14 protein-coding genes are annotated in these 19,834 nt (G+C 44.0%); 5 read left to right on the top strand and 9 right to left on the bottom strand.

The genetic code is table 11. The features are described from left to right. Positions 1-230 precede the first annotated feature (230 nt). Entirely contained in the window at positions 231-1,142 is a 912-nt protein-coding gene (gene era, locus QT992_RS17500; RefSeq protein WP_293354472.1) for a GTPase Era, read from the bottom strand. Positions 1,143-1,652: 510 nt separating this feature from the next. On the opposite strand from era, the gene QT992_RS17495 reads away from it, so the two are divergent. Further along, on the top strand, positions 1,653-2,084 hold the full coding sequence (locus QT992_RS17495) for a hypothetical protein (protein WP_333316875.1): 432 nt from the start codon (positions 1,653-1,655) through the stop codon (positions 2,082-2,084). 573 nt (positions 2,085-2,657) lie between these two features. On the opposite strand, the gene QT992_RS17490 is transcribed toward QT992_RS17495, so the two are convergent. After that, positions 2,658-2,930 (bottom strand): hypothetical protein, encoded by a 273-nt coding sequence (locus tag QT992_RS17490; RefSeq protein ID WP_333316873.1) that lies wholly within the window; start codon positions 2,928-2,930, stop codon positions 2,658-2,660. Positions 2,931-3,182: 252 nt separating this feature from the next. Between QT992_RS17490 and QT992_RS17485 the strand changes: the two genes are divergently transcribed. The 4 genes from QT992_RS17485 to QT992_RS17470 all read left to right on the top strand — a co-directional run bounded on the left by QT992_RS17485 (position 3,183) and on the right by QT992_RS17470 (position 7,543). Next, the gene (locus tag QT992_RS17485; protein ID WP_333339069.1) at positions 3,183-3,740 is read left to right on the top strand and encodes an NUDIX hydrolase; all 558 of its coding nucleotides are present in this window, start codon (positions 3,183-3,185) and stop codon (positions 3,738-3,740) included. 297 nt (positions 3,741-4,037) lie between these two features. Beyond that, complete coding sequence (locus QT992_RS17480) at positions 4,038-5,405, top strand: IS4 family transposase (RefSeq protein WP_333339120.1); 1,368 nt, start codon at positions 4,038-4,040, stop codon at positions 5,403-5,405. 594 nt (positions 5,406-5,999) lie between these two features. After that, complete coding sequence (locus tag QT992_RS17475) at positions 6,000-6,755, top strand: ATP-binding cassette domain-containing protein (RefSeq protein WP_333339072.1); 756 nt, start codon at positions 6,000-6,002, stop codon at positions 6,753-6,755. 137 nt (positions 6,756-6,892) lie between these two features. Next, on the top strand, positions 6,893-7,543 hold the full coding sequence (locus tag QT992_RS17470; protein ID WP_333339074.1) for an ABC transporter permease: 651 nt from the start codon (positions 6,893-6,895) through the stop codon (positions 7,541-7,543). Here QT992_RS17470 and QT992_RS17465 read toward each other — a convergent pair. The 7 genes from QT992_RS17465 to QT992_RS17435 all read right to left on the bottom strand — a co-directional run bounded on the left by QT992_RS17465 (position 7,530) and on the right by QT992_RS17435 (position 19,801). Beyond that, complete coding sequence (locus QT992_RS17465) at positions 7,530-8,165, bottom strand: DUF1802 family protein (RefSeq protein WP_333316865.1); 636 nt, start codon at positions 8,163-8,165, stop codon at positions 7,530-7,532. The two genes, QT992_RS17470 and QT992_RS17465, sit on opposite strands and share 14 nt — an antisense overlap. 116 nt (positions 8,166-8,281) lie before the next feature. Continuing rightward, positions 8,282-9,562, bottom strand: a complete 1,281-nt coding sequence (locus tag QT992_RS17460) for a glycosyltransferase family 4 protein (protein WP_333101594.1) — start codon at positions 9,560-9,562, stop codon at positions 8,282-8,284. 222 nt (positions 9,563-9,784) lie between these two features. Then, a complete protein-coding gene (locus tag QT992_RS17455; RefSeq protein ID WP_333316863.1) occupies positions 9,785-10,501 on the bottom strand; it encodes a class I SAM-dependent methyltransferase in 717 nt (238 codons plus the stop codon). Continuing rightward, the gene (locus QT992_RS17450; protein ID WP_333316861.1) at positions 10,492-11,505 is read right to left on the bottom strand and encodes a class I SAM-dependent methyltransferase; all 1,014 of its coding nucleotides are present in this window, start codon (positions 11,503-11,505) and stop codon (positions 10,492-10,494) included. The genes QT992_RS17455 and QT992_RS17450 overlap by 10 nt, the downstream gene beginning before the upstream one ends. Further along, positions 11,462-16,804: a glycosyltransferase gene (locus tag QT992_RS17445; RefSeq protein WP_333377379.1), complete on the bottom strand. Its 5,343-nt coding sequence runs from the start codon at positions 16,802-16,804 to the stop codon at positions 11,462-11,464. Before QT992_RS17445 ends, QT992_RS17450 begins: the two co-directional genes overlap by 44 nt. Positions 16,805-16,852: 48 nt before the next feature. Beyond that, the gene (locus QT992_RS17440; RefSeq protein WP_333316855.1) at positions 16,853-18,373 is read right to left on the bottom strand and encodes a methyltransferase; all 1,521 of its coding nucleotides are present in this window, start codon (positions 18,371-18,373) and stop codon (positions 16,853-16,855) included. A gap of 15 nt (positions 18,374-18,388) precedes the next feature. After that, the gene (locus tag QT992_RS17435; RefSeq protein WP_333316853.1) at positions 18,389-19,801 is read right to left on the bottom strand and encodes an ABC transporter ATP-binding protein; all 1,413 of its coding nucleotides are present in this window, start codon (positions 19,799-19,801) and stop codon (positions 18,389-18,391) included. Positions 19,802-19,834: the final 33 nt, after the last annotated feature.

The raw sequence follows: 19,834 nt of genomic DNA, 5'->3' as shown, positions 1-19,834 counted from the left end.
TGTACCGACTCTCGGTACCAGATGAAACTCTCTCAGAGCGAAAGTCGTGCTCGATTCTTGATTCAAAAGACCTCTTGCAAAAATAATTAGGACGGGCTCTCCGGCCCATCCCACAAGATTTATTTTTTCTTGTGGGATGGGCCGGAGAGCCCGTCCCATCAATTGATGAAAAGGATTTTTTGCAAGAGGTCTAAAAAATGGAAGAACCCCAAGTGCCAACAGATAAAGTTTTATTCTTCCACGCGATAGCCCAATTCGGCTAAACGAGTACGAGACTGCCGCCACTTCGGCTGCACCTTGACAAATAACTCCAAATATACTTTGCCTTCAATTAACTTTTGAATCTGTTCCCGGGCCGCACTGCCGATCGACTTGAGCATACTGCCGCTTTTACCGATTAAAATGCCTTTTTGGGAATCCCGTTCGACGTGAATTGTCGCCAGAATGCGCGTAATTTTTGCTTCTTCTTGAACTATGTCGATCGCAATTGCTACGGAATGCGGCACTTCTTCCCGCGTCAGCAGCAAAATCTGTTCCCGAATCAATTCGCCCATAATAAAGCGTTCCGGCTGGTCAGTCACCAAATCTGGCGGATAATAATAAGGCCCAACCTCCAAATGTTCGATTAACAATTGTTGCAGCGGCTCGACACCCTCGCCCGTGAGAGCGGAAAATTTCACTACAGGCCACTCAGGATTGACAATTTGCTCGTAAGTTCGATCGATCAACACGGAATCCTCCGGTTGTTCGTCCAACTTATTCATCCCCAAAATCACCGGAACTTTGCAATTGCTGAGAATTTCGATAATATATCGATCGCCCCCTCCCGATTCCACGGAACCATCCACCACAAACAGCACCACATCCACCGACTGAATCGCGGTGCGGGCATTCTGCACCAAAACCTTGCCCAATTGGTGATGTGGCTTGTGAATTCCGGGAGTATCTACAAAAATAATTTGTGCTTCCGGTGTCGTCAGGATGCCCCGCAGCCTGTTACGCGTCGTTTGAGACACCGGCGAAGTAATCGCAATTTTCTGCCCCACCAACTGATTCATCAGCGTTGATTTTCCGACATTCGGGCGTCCGATAATACCCACAAAGCCCGATTTGTAACCCGCCGGAGCTGCGGGAACACCCATAATGTCCGATACGTCGATAAATTTACTCTCTTCCACTAAAATCACCTATTTTCAAGCCCCTTCTCTGTCTATTGTCGCCTGAAAATACTCAAACGCCCATCGATGCACTGTAGCATCTTTCTCGCCCTGGTATAGCGCGCCACACTCAAACCTCGATCGAGCCGCTTTCCCAGTGTTAAAACAGGATACGCGATCGGCAAAACTTGATATCTGAGACAAAATTTGATAAAGTTCCAATGACATCGATCGAAAATGAATCATTCTGGTAAAACCGACTCCCCAATGCTGTAACAACTTCAGATGTGTAAATATCTAACTCAACTGAAACTCTTCTACAGTTTGTCAGGCCAACCAGTTTTAACATTTTTGAAGGTGTTTGGTAATAAATTAGGTAAGTTGAACTCAAACTCAAAAGCTCAATATCATCAGGCGCTTTCTCAATAAAAGCTAGTGTCTTTTGAGCATACCTAAATTAGTGCTAATCGTCATAAAGTTGAGGAGATGAATCGAATGAAATCGAAATTATTTTGGAGTGCCTGCACCGTTTTGGTAGCAAGCTTGCCTGTTCCCGCATTGGCTCAAACAAGCCCTCCCACCAGCCCTCAAGCAGGTATTGACTACAGGGGTGGATCGAAGAAATACCAGTTGGTACCGGGCAGAATCCAAGACCGAACCTTGCCCAGAGCCTTTGACTTTCCAATTATTACCAATGTTGGTACTGACACTAGCATCACCTCGGATTTCCTAATTACCGATCAGTTTCGCGCCCCAGCGGGTCGTACAGAATACACCGGATCTCTCACCGCTTGGGCAGCATCAATCAGAGAATGTCTCGCCAAACAACCACTCTTGATTCGAGCCAGCACCAAGAACCCGATTCAGATTAATGGTAGAGTAGGCACGATTGTCAGAAACGCAAATAACCGTGCAGTTTGCAAATAAGCCAGCAATATCACAGGGGCTAAATTGACCGTAATTGCTGTAAGGGCGGGTTCACCAATATCTCCCATGCAAGCATCGATACAGTAAACCCGTCACCGCAGCGATATTGGGGTCAATCGAGGCCAGTTGATATAACTTCCGCTATCTATCTTAAAGATAAAAACTAGAGAGTGTTTGTGAACAAAAAGAGCAATAGGTTTTCTATTGCTCTTTTTGTTGGCGAAATTTCTATTAAGATCTATTAGGACTTATATCATGTCCGGTCAATTAACCATGATTCCTGTAGGGGCGGGTTCGCCAAGATATTGAATAGAAACGGGAAAATCTGTAAACCCGCCCCGGCCTTTAATCGCGGTCAATCTATGGGACATAATATTATATGATATCGGCTGAAACGACATCATAATAAGATGTTTGTAGTGAGGAATGCAAGTCCTTATCAAAGTTTAAGGACTTGCATTCCTCACTGCAAACGAGATAATTACGCAGAAACCAGCTTGTTTCCAAAAAATCCCGTGGAACCGGAGGGATATGGATTTTAACACCTGGTTTATGAAAGTTTGTCTGCGTAATTCACGATTTAGGAGCGCAAAATTCATGTGTACTCAGTAAAATTTCGCCATAATCAGGAATCCAAGCTAGCCACTGTTCTTCCGAAGATTCACACAACAGCCACGCTTCGTCAAAGCTGAATGCGGTTGGCGGATTGAACAATTTAACCCACATAGAAGGAGTCAATTTTGGTGCAGGTACGGCGCAGCCAAATTTTTCCCAGTCGCGGACACTGGCGAAGCTTCCGGGCGTTGGTTGGGATTGCCAAGTACGAATATCTGTTTGCAGTTGCATAATTACTCCTGTCTAGCTAAGAGTCTGCACCAGGGCGCGGTTGAAACAACCCAGAGCGAAGGCGCAGATAAATTTTGATTATGTAGTCTATGTTACGGAATTATCTAGGCGAATGTGTAAGGTTGTAGCAAAAATTTACAATCGAGAGGAAAAAACTGGCTCAAAGCTCAAAAGGTTGATCGGCTATTGTTGCGCTCGCTAACAATCGGCTACCATAGCAAAAAATATCTAATTTATTTCAAAAATTCCGACATGAACCAAACTGCAAAATCCCAGTGGAAAACTCTAGACCGCTTTGTAGAAATCAATTCTCATTGGGTAAAACTAATCGCCGAACATCTCGAAACAACCGAAGGAAAAACAGTAGAATATTGGCGAGTAGAAAGAGCAGATTCAGTTGTAATCTTGACCATTCAAGCTGACAAATTGCTGTTTCCCACACCGATGTATCGCCCCGGCGTGGCAGAAGCAACCCTCGATTTTCCCGGCGGTCGCGTACCAGCCGAAGCCACGCCAGCAGCAGCCGTTCCAGCTATAATGAAAAGGGAACTAGGCGTGACAGAAAGTGCGATCGCCCGCATCGAACCGATCAACACCATTGGCTGGGCAGTAAACAGTTCCTTTTCCAATCAAAAACTCTACGGTTTTATTGCAGAATTGCACCCGACAGCAACAGTAAACCCCGAACTTCTCGGTGCTGAATATCCTGTCACCCCAGACGGAATTCGCGACTTGCTCAAAAAATTAACTTGCCTCCAATGTCGAGCCTTACTGCTAGAATGGCAAAATCAAGTCGATTTTAGATTTTAGATTTTAGAATTGGGAGTTGTCCCCCGATACTCGCTGATTTGAATTTTATGACTTACGCTCATAAACCCGGTTTCTCTGAAAAATCTTGGGTTATACCAATTTTTTATGAGGCCCCGTAGAATCTGATCCCCCCTAACCCCCCTTAATAAGGGGAGTAGGGGGTGGGACAAGATTCTTCTCAAAGTCCCCCTTCTTAAGCTATGCTTTATAAGGATCTTTCTTAACAAGAAAGTTGACAAAAATAAACATCTATGCTGTTAAAAGATCGGGTGATTGCCCAGGAGTCAGGTTAAAATGATCGAGCAATGGGTAAGACAAGAATTAGAAAAAACTGACTTAGGAGATCCAAGAAGGACAAATAGATTCATGAAAATTGTCTCTAATTTAAGCAATAAACCAGAATCTAGTGTACCTGAAGCGAGTGGTACATGGGCGGAAACTAAGGCTACTTACGATTTCTGGGATTCACCATACATCAAACCAGCTCAGCTTAGGAAAGGACACGTAGATGCGACAGTAGAAAGAATCAAAAATCATCACATTGTCTTGGCAATACAAGATACAACCGAATTAAATTACACTACTCATAAAGCAGTTAAAGGAGTCGGATATCTTGATAGTAAATATGCAAGTGGATTGAAAGTACATTCAACTTTGGCCGCCACAACAGAAGGGCTACCATTAGGAATTATCGACCAATATGTCTGGGCAAGAGCGCCAAAATCTTTAGGTAAAGCTGCTAAACGTTCTCAAAAATCAACTGAAGAAAAAGAAAGTCAAAGATGGCTTGATGCTTTAAAAAACACGTTATATATCATCCCTAATTCGCAAAAAGTAGTCACAATTGCCGATCGAGAAGCAGACTTTTATGACTTATTTGCCTGCGCCAACCGTGAGAAAGCAGATTTTTTGATTCGAGCTACTCAAAACAGATGTTTAGAGTTTTCATCCAACCATCTTAAAGCAGAGATGGAGTTAGTCGAACCGCAAGCCACGATGACTGTTGAATTAAAGCGCAACCCGACTCGACCATCACGAGTAGCAACTTTAACTATTCGGTATAAAACCTTAACTATTCAACCCCCTAAAAATCGGGCTAAACAAGAGAAATTAAGTCCGCTCGAACTGCAAGTTATTTTAGTAAGAGAATCATCAGCACCATCGGAGGCAGAAGCAATTGAGTGGTGGCTGTTAACAACTTTACCTATTACTTGTATTGAGGATGTGACTACTTATGTGAGGTGGTATAGTTATCGTTGGTTGATTGAGCGTTATCATTATGTATTAAAAAGTGGTTGTGGAATTGAGAAGCTGCAATTAGAAACAGCAGAGAGGTTGGAAATGGCTCTAGCTACTTATTCGATAGTAGCTTGGCGTTTGCTTTATATTACTCATCTGGCTCGCAGCGCGCCTGATGCCAGTTGTGAAACTATGTTATCACATCGAGAATGGCAGGCTCTTTATGCAACAATTTATCACAAAAGTTATCCTCATTCTTCCCCGCCAACTTTAGGGGAAGCTGTTGGTTGGATTGCCAAATTGGGAGGTTTTTTAGGACGAAAACATGATGGTTTTCCAGGAGTTAAGACTTTGTGGCGTGGCTTGAGAAGATTGGATGATATTATGACGGGTTGGCTACTATTTAATCAACTGAAAACAACTTGAATTTGTATGTTTTCAGGGTGAAATAGCTGCGCTCGCAAATTGTGTCGCTCCTATCAACGATAATTTTGGTAAACCGCCGTGAGCCAATGGCAGAAAAACATTTTATTCTATTGGTTCAAAATGTGCGATCGGGAAAAACCCCGAACGCACTTGAGCCAACTCATTGAAAGACGGAGATATCAATGAAAACTCGAATCAGGATAATTCGTATTCGATCGTCCGCGAGCGCCCCCATATCCGCTACACAAGTAGTTACTTTTGTCAACTTTCTTGTTAAGAAAGATGTTTATAAAGCATAGCTTCTTAAGGGGGATTTAGGGGGATCGAGATATGTGCAACTTCACCTTAAATTGGTATTAAGCAGCAAAATATCTAAGGATCGTGGATTAAATAACTTCCGTAGGTTGGGCCCGTGGCACGAACCCTCCGTTTCACTCCGCCCAAGCCCACGCTTGATTGTTGGGTTTCGTGCCTCAACCCAACCTACAAAAAATGCAAGTTATTTAATTCTAGTTCCTAATATAAAAACCTGGTTTCTAGCCCCTTGTCTGTAAGTTCTAAAATTCCTGAAAACCCAAATCACCGGAAGTAATCATGCCTCTCAATAAGGAAGTTGCTGTCGAATGCCTCGACGTGACATATCGCCTCAACCGCAGGCATTTAGTAGACCAACTCAATTTCAAAGTGCTGCAAGGAGAAGTTTTAGTATTGCTGGGACGCAGCGGGAGTGGCAAAACTACTACCATGAAATTGATTAACAATTTACTAACGCCAAGCAGTGGCGAAGTTCTTGTCATGGGAAAACCGACAACTCAGTGGAACCCAATTCAACTGCGCCGCAAAATTGGTTATGTGATTCAAGAAATCGGTTTGTTTCCCCATTTTACCGTGGAGCAAAACGTCGGTTTAGTGCCAAAATTAGAAGGTTGGGAGGGCGATCGTATTCAATCTCGCGTCCGGCAACTGTTAGAATTAGTCAACCTCGACCCCCAGCACTTCGCCAAACGCTATCCCCATCAGTTGTCCGGGGGACAGCGGCAGCGGGTAGGCGTCGCTAGAGCACTGGCGGCTGACCCTCCGATATTGTTAATGGATGAACCGTTTGGTGCTTTAGACCCGATTACTCGTCTGGAATTACAGCGGGAATTCGGTCAATTGCAGCAGCAACTGGGCAAAACAGTGATTTTTGTGACTCACGGGATTCAAGAAGCTTTTTTGTTAGCTTCGAGAATTGGTTTGATGCAAGACGGACGGTTGATTGAATTGGCAACACCTGATGATTTTCTCAAATCTCACCATCCAGAAGCGGGGGCATTTCTTGAATGTTTGCAATTACCCGGAACGGGCTAATAATATGATGTGCGATCGCATCATTGGTTTATGGGTATGGGCGGGGCGGGTTTTTGAAGCTGATGGTTGGGAATTAAAGATATTGGTGAACCCGCCCCTACGAGATTTTTAATTATACCACAATTGCCAATTACCAAATGATAGAATTTTTAAATCGGTATGGTGCGGAGATAGTTCAGCGTGCAACCGAACACTTATATTTAGTAACTGTTGCAATTTTGATCGCTCTTATTGTGGGGATTCCCCTGGGGATTTTAGCCACGAGAAAGCCAAAATTGAAAAAGCCTATTTTGGGATTTGCTAATATTATGCAAACAATTCCCAGTTTAGCTTTGTTTGGCTTGCTAATCCCGGTGCCGATAGTGGGTGGAATAGGCGATCGCACGGCAATTATCGCCCTCACTCTGTATTCTTTACTGCCAATTATCCGCAATACTTATACTGGTATTGTCGGCGTCGATCCAGCGATTACGGAAGCCGGAAGAGGCATGGGAATGACTGATATGCAACTGTTATGGCAAGTGGAAATTCCCCTGGCGCTGGGCGTGATTCTGGCGGGCGTGCGAGTTGCTGCGGTAATTGCGATCGGACTCGCTACAATCGCCGCTGCAATTGGTGCCGGCGGCTTGGGGGTGTTTATTTTCCGGGGCGTTGCTACCGTCAACAATCAGTTACTTTTGGCTGGGGCAATTCCGGCCGCTTTAATGGCATTAGTTGCGGATTTTGGGCTGGGTTTCGTAGAAGCGCGCCTCTCGAAAAGTACCTTAAAAACTATTAATGAAGAGTAAAATCCTGGCTACCTTCCGTCAGGGTTGTCACTCTCTGCGAACCAGAAGCATTCGCAGGATTTGCTATCAGATTGCGGATTTGATTTGAGCGTTCAATGTACTCTCGATCGCTCAAAACAGCTTGGCTTCCCTCCAGCGAAATAGCATCGGCCAAATCGATCCAAGAACGGCAACCGCCGTATTCAGGAATGTAGGGAATTTCGCGGATTTCTGCAAGGCGATAAGCCCGCAGCAATAAAATATAAATGGGCTGATTTTGTTTCCATTTCAGGCGATCGCTGACAAAATTTTCATTCCAAATATGGTACGGAAATAGCGCAGTAATTGCCGGTTCCCAAGCTACCAAAAAAACATCAGTAATCTCCGCCCAACTACCAATTCTAATAAGTTCTGGATGCCAACCAGATTCAACTTTCTGGACTTGATGTGCAAACTCCGGCTTTAATAAATCAGGCTGTTGGTGTTCAAAAGTTGGATACAGCAAAACCTGTTTGTCAGTGACATTGAACTGTCCTGCTTGCTCGCGAATTCCCCCCTTCCGCAACAGCACAATGGTTTGACCTTGTTCCAAAGCATTAACTGCTACATTCCATTCTTTCAGCGCCCTAGTAGTTGATTTCATAGGAATTTAGTTGGGTTTTAACAATAGTAACAAAAATGGGTACTTTCAAGCAAGTACAGCCATTTCTTCCTGTTAAAATTGGCGTAGTCCTGACTATGCAGGACTACCCTTTATTGCTAAATTCTCACTGCAAAAGATGCTGCTAATTCCCGTTCTGGTTCCATACCAACTGTAGGCGGCATGGAACGATTTGCTACTTGCTCGATCAGTTGTAAATGTTGCGGCAGCATCTTAGCTAAACTGTAGCGTTCTAGGGCGGTTTGACGGGCTTTGATGCGAATGTCTGCCATGCGGGTAGGATGGTCTAAAACTTCATCAATGCGATCGGCTACTTGTTTCGGTGAGAAGTAATCGACTAGCAAACCGTTTTCTCCGTCGCGGATAACTTCTCTGACTGGCCCTGTGTCGGAACCGATTACTAAACATCCGGTTGATAGAGATTCAATCATCGACCAAGATAGTACAAAAGGTCTGGTCAAATAAACGTGTACGTCGGATGCTTGAATTACTTTTAAATACAGTCCGTAAGGTAGGGGCCCGACAAAGTGAACTCGCGACAAATCTAGGGGTACTTTTTTGAGCATATAGTCTTTGTAAGACTCGCCGTTGGGTAAAGAACGCCCATAACAAACTCTTTCTGAACCAACGATTACGACGTGACAGTTGGGGCGGCGTTCTTGTACATAGGCGATCGACTCAATGAATTCGGGAAAACCCCGGTAAGGTTCCATTCCCCGCGATACGTAGGTGACAATTTCATCAACGCCAGACAAGTCTAAGTTAGGCAAAATTAGTTTAGCACCGGGGTCTGGTTTGAAGTAATCGGTATCTACCCCGTCGTGGAGTGTGGATAATTTTTGTTGTAATTCTGGCGGAAATTGCGATCGCTGCCAATAAGTGGGGGACAAACCCCAATCGCAAGAGTATAAATCGATCAAAATTGGCGCATTTTTGATTCTAATTCTGGCCATATCGTCAACTGTTAAAGGTTCCGCTGGATCGAAATCTGCGTCGGAACCAATAGCATGATAAAACCACTCGAAATAGCACAAAAGCGGCGTATTTGGAAAAGCTTCTTTGACGAACAATGTCGGCCCCCAACCGGAATGTCCGCAGATAATATCGGGTACGAAACCGTCGGCTTTGAGTTGTTCTGCCATTCTAAATACGGCTTGTCCGTAGATGACGGCACTTTCTAAAGGGCGGACGTATTGGTGAGTCTGCGCGTGGGGTTCCCGGCTGGGGGTAAATGCTGCTTTGCGAACGCCGGGAATGTTCCACTCTGGGCGCTCGTTTTTAGTGCCGAAAACAATTTGATTTTTCGGATCTGCGCCTAAAGCCGTGATTATGTGGCGGTATTGGGCGGGGAAGTTGGGATGGAGAAATAATGCTTTCATTGTCTGTTGTCTGTTGTCTGTTGTCGGTTGACTGTTGACTGTTTTCAGTTGTCTGTTGACTGATAACAATCTAAAATCTAAAATCGATTGACTGTTGACTGTTGACTGTTGACTGTTGACTGATAACAATCTAAAATCTAAAATCTAAAATCTAAAATCGATTGACTGTTTTCAGTTGTTAGTGGGAATAAAATATTTAGATTCGGCTAAAAAGCTTTAATTTTATTCATTGGGGGTTGGCGCTTTGCAGATCCAGACACAATCTCGCGGTACTGAAGATGTATTTTTCAGGATGATTTCATAGTTTAAATGAGTGAGAAATTTTTCCATAATTGTATCAGTCATAACTGAAAATGCAGTGCCGTCTCTGCGTCCCAGCAGGTTTTTGTCCCACTCGCCGGCGAATTTTTGCCACCCTAATTCGCTGAGAATATTGCTGTGGTGAAAGACGCAAATTCGATCGCCCCGCAGCAGTTTGGGAATTCGAGTCAGGTAGTTGAATATATCTACCGGCTCTACGTGTACCAGTGTATCGTAACAAAAGCAGACATCGGCTGAACCTGGAGCGATGCCGTCTAATGTTAAACCGTCGAGTTTGACGTAAGAAACGCGATCGTCTCCCAAGCGCGATCGCGCCGCTTGCAGCATTTGACTGGAAATGTCGGCACAAATTAGTCGATCGCAATATTTCAGCAACAGCGAACCTGTTTTTCCGCCGCCGATACCAATTTCTAAAACCGTATGTTCTTTTTTGATGTACGGCGCAATAAATTGCTGTTCTATCAAGGATTCATATTCTGATAGCGAGTTAGCCGCACCGGCACCTTTCCCTATCCATTCATCGCCCAAATAAGCGAGTTCAGGATTATTGTTTTTCCATTCTTGGGCGTAGCTATCCCAAGCTTCTTCGTAATCTCTTTTAGGCGGTATTATTTCCATTTTTTTTTTTTCTGTCTCAGAATACACAAACAAAAGTCGCTTGATAGTCCTCCGGGCTGCTCCATTAAGATTTGTTCAATCTCCAGCAATAACTGGACGATCGTTTCACTCTTTGGTTCTCCGTCTGAAAGTCGAGCGTGATCTAAAAAAGGGTAAAGTTCGTGAAGCAACCCCCCACCGGCTAGATTCAACACTTCCACATCAAAGTAGAATTCTAAAAACGGAAGTATCAGCTTTGACCGGACTGCTTCTGAAGGATCTCTCGCCAATACTTTCTCAATACTTGGACTAGAAAATTTTTCAGTTGTTCCCGACCTTAGCGTGTAGTGAAAACATTTGTAAATGCGATTAATGACATCCACTTGAGCTTGATTATATATATTGTAGCAATCTCCTATGTATTCATTGACAATAAAATATCCATCGGGTTTTAAACACTCCCGAACAATTGATAAACATCGTTCTAGTTCTTTGACGTGATGCAGCGAACCAGAGCAAAAAACTAGATCGTATTTTTTATTATCATCAATCGCAAAAACATTAAAGTCATCTTGATAAAAATTAATCTCTACGCCCGCTGCTGCTGCATCTTTTCTAGCAATTTCTAAAGAACTTTCGGAAAAGTCAAAGGCATCAATTTGAGTTGCCAATCCTAATTTAGCCATGAGAATCTCGTGATTTCCCACTCCGCAACCAATAGACAAAAGACGATCGAAGCGTCGATTTTTGAAATATTTTTTGACTAACCAGGTTAGCCAGTAACCTTGAGTCTTACCACCTGACAGCCGATGGTTTATAGCTTGTTCGATAATCGGATTAGACAACCAGTAACCCTGCTTCCCAATTGCGGCTGTTGGGTTACTCTCCCAGTAATTTTTAGCTGTTAATTCCTTGGAGGTGTTCTCTTCCCTGCCGATCGAAATTTGACGCCCTACTTTTTCACCATTGAATCTAGAAGGATTACTTTTTAGTAGTAAAATAACCTTCTCTAAAAATTTGACCATAAGCTTGAGTCATTTCTGCAAAACTATTCAACGACTCTAACACATATTTAGCATTTTCTGCTAACCGTTGCCGCAAAGATTTATCTTCCAATAAACTATGCAGTGAGGCCGCTAGTTCTTCTGGGCGATCGGGCGTGTAAAACAAACCGTTAATTCCCGGTCTCACTTGTTCTTTAATCCCAAAAACGGGCGTTGTAATAATTGGCAAATCGCAAGCCATCGCTTCCAAAATCACTCTTGGAAAACTTTCGACGCGAGAAGTACACACAAAAATATCAGCCGCTTTGTAATATTTTCCCGTTTCCCCAGTTTCCGGGACTACTGTCACCCTTTGCCGCAACTCTTCTGGCAATTCCCCCACCAACTCGGCTAATTTATTGCTGTAAATACTGGGACGATCGCCCACAATAAAACATCTAATTTTATTGTGCCATTTGTCAGGCAAAAGAGAAAGTGCTTGAACTAAATCCTGCTGTCCTTTGCGTTCGCATACCGTTCCCAGCAGCAGAATTACCACATCTTCCGCTGCAACACCTAAAGTTTTTCTAGCCAATTCAGAGTTCTCCGAATTTTCCAGTTTGCTCAAATCTAAGCCGTTGTGAATCACGGTAAAATTGTGGTGGCTGTTGAGAGGCAAATACCTGTCCCGCGTGGCATCTGCCACAAAAATAACTTTGTAAGGAAAGCGAAAACACTCTAAAGCTCTCGCCGCAATCTCCGAACCAAACCTGTTAAAATAAGTTTGCCAAGGTTCGCTTTCGTGCACGTTCCACACCGCCGGAATTCCGATTTGCCGTGCGGCATCAATTACAAAAAAGTTTTCTAAAGTATTGGCATAAATTGCATCTACTTTTAAACTTTCAATTTCTGTGCTAAAACTGCGGATGGCTTCATCATAAGCATCGCGCTGGTAGATGTGTTCGAGAGGATTGTCGCGCACAATTACTTCAATTCCCTGCTGTTCGTAAGCTTGACGCAGGGGCCCGTCTGTTACGCAAAGTACGATCGGCTTAATCACACCCTCAGCCGCCAATTTCACCGCGATTTCGTACTGATGCAGCGGCGCCCCCGTAAAATCCAGCGAATTGCTGCACATCAAAACTCTGATAGGATGAATCAAATTCTCTGCTTCTGCTACCAACAAACCAGAATCATTAAATTTTACTTCTTCCTTATCTATTACATCCGTTACATAATCCGTTGCCGAACCTTCTTCCTTCATAAAAACCCGTCGAGGTTGAATATGAAAATACTCATCTTCTAAAGACAAGTGAGGACTGTAAAAACTGTCATTTTTGCCCGCATACTTACGCCTAAAAGCTGCCACTTCTTGAGGATTGTCGGTAAAACCCCTAGAAGTTCCCTCTTTGTGCAACAACTCCGCATCGGGACAATATACGCACCGATAACCGCGTTCTAACAGTCGGTATCCGTAATCTGCATCATTGTAAGCAACAGCAAAATTCTCCTCATCAAAACCGCCCAATTCTAAGAACAATTGACGCGGAGTAATCATGCAAGCCGCTGTTACCGCAGAGTAATTTCGCGTTACCATAGCTTGAGAAAGATAGCCTCGATTTTCGCTGTTCATCAGCTTAAAAGCGTGACCCGCCAAACCGTGATGCAGCCCGTGAATTACGCCCGCGTGCTGAATTCTGCCGTCGGGATATAAAAGCCGCGCGCCGACTGCACCCACAGCGGGAATTTGAGCGTATCCCACGATTTGACTCAGCCAGCGGGGGTTAATTACTTCAGTATCGTTGTTCAAAAACAAAACATATTCGCTATCAACTTGTTCCGCAGCGCGGTTGTTAATTGCTGCAAAACTAAACTTGCCACCAGGATTTTTAATCCTCAAAACTTGGCAAGTTAATTGGTTTAAATATTCCAGAGTTTTCGGGTCGTCGCTTTCGTTGTCGATAACGGCAACTTGATAATTTTTGTATGTTGTAGTTTCTAGAGAATCCAGACAGGCTTTCAGCAATTTGAGCTGATTTTTAGTAGGAATAATTACCGTTACTGATGGGCCGTTATCCGGGAACTCCTGGGCAAATATGCCCAGATTTTCTTTAACTGCCCATGCGTGCTGAGCGACATTGCCGTTAATTTTTCGGCGGTTTAGTGCGTCTTGAATGGCTTGTTGACCTGCGGCAAAACTGGCGGGTTTCGCTGCCCCAGATATGGCTGTAGAACCGGGTGCGGTTCGCCAGTGATATAGCACTAGCGGCAGGTGCGCGACGTGGCGAGAAATTTCGGTTGCTCTCAAGGCAAAATCGTAATCTTGCGAGCCTTCAAAACCTAGCCGCAAACCGCCTATTTGTTCAAAAATGTGTCTTTTTACGGCGCACAAATGACCGAGATACATATAAGAAAGCAGCAGTTCCGGCGACCATTCGGGTTTGAATTGCGGGGCAAATCGGCGACCTTTAGTGTCGATTTTGTCGTCGTCTGAGTAAAGAAAATCGGTGTCTGGATGCGCTGCAAAATATAGGGCGACTTCGCCTAATGCGTCGGGAGTTAGTTCGTCGTCGTTGTCTAAAAACAGGATGATGTCGCCTGTTGCGAGGGCGGCGGCGCTGTTGGTTGCTGCGCTGATGTTGCCGTTTTCTGTACGAAATGTGATGCGGATACGATCGTCCTTTTGAACCCAGCTTTTCAAATTTTCAGCAACAGTGAAATCGGTGCTGCAATCATCGGCAATGCACAGTTCCCAGTTTGGATAAACTTGATTGATTACGCTGTCGATCGCACTTTCTAAAAAATCTATCTGCGGGTTGTAAACTGGCATTACTACCGAAATTTTTGGCAGGGGTTCCCGGCAGGATTTTAACCGAGAAATCAAGTAATCGCGCGCGCGATCGTTCCACTGATTCACCTCCAGCCAAGCGTCATACCTATCAATGGGTTGAGCCACCACAAAACCCGCAGGCGGCAGTAAATCTCCCGGCGCACTAAACTGTTTTTGCTGCCGATAAATCTTCCCCAACTGGCGAATCACTTTCACAATTTCCCAAGGCATCGGCACAATTCTGCCGAGACGCTGTTTTCTTTCCTTCGCCCGCTGCTGAATGGCGGCTGTCAACCTTGATAACTCCTCAAACTTATCAGCACTTCGCTGCCAGATATGGTAGCGCCGCACTGTCAATATTTTAGGCGCTTGAAAAGACAAAATTTCCCCGGTTTCTAACTCAGCTTGCAGAGAAACGTGCCATTCCCCTGGCGGCAAATCGACAAGGGCCTCAAAACCGCTTTCCGAACTGTTAACCCAGTCGGGAAACACTTCGCCGACATCTTTTCGCCGTAAACCGTAGGCGCATTCTACAGAAGTATCGCCGCACAACAAGCTTAATTTAGCAATTTTGCGATCGTGGTGGCAGCACCAACCTGCAAACAAAATTTGACCCTGACGCTGTTCCCACACCACCGGTACATCTAACGATGCTTGAATCGTTGAAACTAACAGCGGATAAGCTGCCAACAAATGCCATTTACCTCGATCGTCTTGCGCTTCCAGTAGCACTTCGTGCCGTCCCGCAGGCGCTTCCAATTGAATTGTAAAACCTGATTTCTGCGCCGCCGGAATATTAGAGTGTGCTAGCGCTATATCACTTCTATCTATGCCGTAAACGCCTGCGAAACTCTGGTCTTTAATTCTGGCGCGGACTGCTGTAGTCTCTCTTTTTTGGTTAAAAACCCAGCCCACAATTAGCAGGTTGGAATCACAAACTTGCCAAGTAGTGGGTCGATCTAACGAAAAAATAAATTTAGGGAACCAGTCGCGGATTTGGCGCTGAACTTCCCACAACTTTTCTCTCACTTGCCACCCTATTGAAGACTTGATTGTAGCAAGTTCTGCCCGAAAATTTTCATTTTCCTGGCGGGAGTGTTCTAATTTTTCCTGAGTCTCCTTTAATTTTTCCTGATTTTGACTTTGTGCTGTTTCTAACTGAAGTAACTCAGCTAACTTTTGCTGCAATATAAATTCAGTCTCTTCAAATTGTACCTGAGTTTGCCCTAATTCTGCTTCTAATTCTAATACTTTCGCTAACGCTGTTTGAAATTGCGATTCTTTGCCTGCAAGCTGTACCTGAGTTTGTCCTAATTCTGTTTCTAATCCGAGGAGTTTCGCTAACGCTTCTTGAAATTGCGATTCTTTGCCGGCAAGCTGTACCTGAGTTTCCCCTAATTCTGCTTCTAATTTTAAGACTTTTGTTAAAGCTTCTTGAAATTGCGATTCTTTGCCTGCAAGCTGTACCTGAGTTTGTCCTAATTCTGTTTCTAATCCGAGAAGTTTTGCTAAAGCTTCTTGAAAATTTGCTTCTTTGCCTGCAAGCTGTACTTGAGTTGCTCCTAATTCTGTCTCTAATCCCAACACTTTCGCCTGGGCCTGGTGAAATTGTTCTTGCCACTGTTTGAGTTCGGAAGAGCTGGTTTTTTGCTGTTTTTCCAGCAAGCGGATTTTTAGCCAATCTTCAAATGGCCAGACTGGAGATGCTGGGAAATGAATAACTCGATCGATCGCACCTTTCGATTCGCTGCTGAGATTGCCAGCTTGGGTTTCCAAAAGTTCATATAGTTCTAATGCTTCGGGAAAATATTTTTCTATTAAACTAGGTCTGTGACTTTGGACAATATCGTTGACTAATAAAGATTCTTCAAAATTGTCGCCCGGTATCGCACCTAAGTTAACATTAAATTTTTCGTTGACTCGATCGAGGAAAAGTTCAGGAGTGTTGCCGATGGGGTAAACGTTGGCTAGGAGACAGCGATGGGGGAAAGCTTCGTAAAGTTCTAAAACTTTTTGATTGTAGTGAATCCACATTTTTACTGCCTTTTCGGGATTTTGCAGCAAGCTGACATCGGTTCCCCGACGGTAAAGGGAATCGACTACTTCCCAGGGCGATCGATAAACACAGATAAAATTAGCTTGGGGGAGCAAAGTCAGCCAAAACTCCCAAAAAAGGGCTGTTCGCGGGTCTTTCCAACCCCAATGTTTGTGAGGAAGTTGATTTTGGTCGATCGCCCTTTTGGCGATTTCGACGTATTCGGCTGCTACCGGAATCGTTTTTTCAAACGTACATCCGAGTTCATCAATACCGTGCGATCGCAAAACACTTTTGTGAAACTCCACAAAATCAACATTCTCGAAATGACCTTTCACATTTCCGTCAGCCGGGCCCACTAACTTTTTGCCAATATCAACCCCGACTTTCTGAAACAAAGAAGCTGTTAAAGACGTACCGGAACGGTGCATTCCGGTAACAATAAAAACCGATGGTTTGCTGTCATTTGTACTCACAATTTCTCTCCCTTCTCCCTCGCCCTAATTCCACACCAAATTTACTCGCTACTCTCCCGCTAAGCCCAGGGATTGCCTGACTTGAAACCACGCGCTTCTGAGCTTCCAGAACTTGCTGCTTTCCATTGCCAAAACCCGACACTTCGCTTGCTCTAGTTCTTCCTTGAGATTAATTAGCTGATTTTGTGTTTTATCCAACTGCGTTTGCACAGATACTAACTGCTTTTGAGTTTGCTCCAATTGCGTTTGAGCTGAAACTAATTGGGTTTGAGTTTCTTGCAAGTTTCTTTGAGATTCTTCCAACTTTGTTTCAGTAATCATTAACTTATTTTGATTTTGCTCCCCTTCTCTCCTCGCCGACGCTAACTGAGTCTCAAGTAATTTGAGTTTGGTCTTAGTAGACCCCAACAAAGACTGCGATTGTCTTTGGTTAATCAGGGAGTTAACAGTGCAAGTTTCCAGAATCCATTCCCAACCATAGTTATTGATTGCTTTGACTGTTAACACATCCTCCAGCCCTACAGTGTTTTTGGGTAAATAACAGCTCCAACCCGACTGCAAAGCCCCATCATTTTCAAAATATCCAGCTACATCGGGGCGATCGTAAAAAGGCTCGCATCTCTGTACAACCTCGCCGTTTACCAGCACTTGCAGGTACTCAATTCTACCGCCGATATTTAGATCGGCGGCCCATCCTTCCAGATACAAATTCTCCTTATTCGTAAAAGCAGCAACATCAATATATCCTTCCGGGTGATGATTGAATTTCAACTCCGAAAAATCTCTAACTAGCTCCTTTGTGACAACATACAAATCCTGAAACCTGCATATCCCTTTTTTGATGCGGTGAACAAAAGCTTTGCCTCCGCTAACTCGCTCGACAGTTTCTCTTACAAACTTTTCAGTTACATAAGTTGTGCCGTATTCTTCCTTGTCTAAAGACTGACTTTCGCTGTTGGCGCTGAACAAAATACCGCTGGCAGGCATTTCTACATGAGGAGCCCGCAAACACTCATCGTGAACGCTAAACATCAAAACGCCGTTAGCAGTCAACAAATCGTACAAATTTTGCAACCAACTTGTAAAAGTTCTTTCCGGCATATGGCTGAAAAAAGAATTAGCCAGAATGCAGTCAAACTTTCGGTCAATTAAATAATTTTCAGGTTGCCCAGTTGAGACAATACCGTTGACGCCCAAGTATTCAGTTTGAAACTTAACCGCGTTAGCATAAATATCAGAAACCCAAATTCGTTCCGGCGGTATTTCCTGAATCAAAAACCTGGTAAATCGACCGTAACCGCAGGCAAAATCTAGAAAAGAAGGTACATTTTCCCAACTGCCAAAATGCCATTCCACAACTTGTTTAACCGTATCCAAGATGCGACGCCCGATCGAATAATAGCGCACCAAAGCCCGATCGCGATCGTCTTGGACGTTGTTCAAGCTGAACAAATACATTTCATCGTCTTCGCAGATATGCAGTTTAAAATTTTCGGGAAACTTAGCTTGCTCTCGAATAAATGCTTTGATTACCGGATTTTCTACTAAATCTAAATTGATATCGCTCATTGTTCTCACAGAATTTTAGATAACTTCGGTTGACTGCTCTTTCACCAGAGAATCAGAATTAACAACAGTTAAACACGGTTCGATAAGCAAGTCAACGATGCCGTTGCCGCAGGACTCAGTACAAGACTGAACTCTAAACATCGCCACATCAACGCAGCGATCCAGATAAGTTAAATCTCCATCTACCGTTCCCACAACCCCAGCATTCAGAAAATAAACACCGGGATTCAACAAACATTTAAAATTAAACTTCACTACAATTGTCGTTCCAGCTTCCACATACCTAACTGACTGAGTAGAAGCCTTCAAAGAAGCACCCGCCAACTCAAAACCGCTAATTGTTTTAATCAACATTCCAAACCTAACTTTGGAAGTTGACCGGGAGAAAGTGACAGAGTAAGTGTAAATATAATCTTGACGGCCAAGCAAGTGATTTACCACCTTTCCCTTGAGCGTCTCGATGTGGGGGTTGATAATTTCCGCTCCGCGAGACGGATACCTTACCGTATTCGACGGTATCATCCCCGGATCGTAAAATTCCTCGTAATATTCCTTGGGTTTGGAGAGATGTTGAGCGGGTTTAACTTCCCTCTTTGTGGTTTCTAAATTAGCATCCTGAAGGTGGTCTTGACTTTCCTGTTTTGTCAGTTGGTTCAGAGCTCGAATATCTGACTTCAACCCCAAAACCTGATCCGGATCGGCATAAATCAGCTTTTGATACTTAGAAATTACCACCTTCGGCGTGTGAGCGAGCAGCAATTCACCGCTATCCATTAAAATCGCCGACGTACAAAGTTGCACCACAGAAGTAGCAGCGTGAGAAACAAATAAAATTGTTCCGCCACCTTCCTGAATGCTTTGCAAGCGGGCAAAACACTTGCGTTGAAAAGCTTCGTCGCCCACCGAAAGCGCTTCGTCAACCACCAAAATATCTGGCTCGACGCTAGTCGCAACGGCAAAAGCTAGCCTGACAAACATACCGCTAGAATAAGTCTTGACTGGCTGTTCGATGAAATCGCCAATATCAGCAAAAGCAGCGATATCGTCAAACTTTTCTTCAGTTTCTTTTTGATTGAATCCCAGTAACTGAGCGTTAAAAAACACATTTTGTCGCCCGGTAAATTCCGGGTTAAACCCGCTTCCGAGTTCCAACAAAGCGGAGACTCGGCCTTTAACATCTACGCTTCCTGTGGTAGGAGTCAGCGTCCCTACAATTATTTGCAGGAGAGTGCTTTTTCCCGAACCGTTGCGACCGACGATTCCCAGAGTTTGTCCTTGAGGAATTTCCAGATTGATGTCGTGCAGGGCCCAAAATTCGTCAGCCAGTTTTTTGTTTGGGTAAATAATTTCCTTTAAGCGGTCTCCGGGACGATCGTACCGCTTAAAGCATTTGGAAACATTTTTTAGTGAAATTACATTTTCTGTCATCCGATTTTAGATTTTAGATTTTAGATTTTAGAT

It is taken from the genome of Microcoleus sp. T3_D1, from assembly GCF_036700405.1.
GTDB lineage: Bacteria > Cyanobacteriota > Cyanobacteriia > Cyanobacteriales > Microcoleaceae > Microcoleus.
The sequence above is the reverse complement of the archived record's forward strand: the minus strand, read 5'-3'. Positions and strand labels throughout refer to the sequence as shown.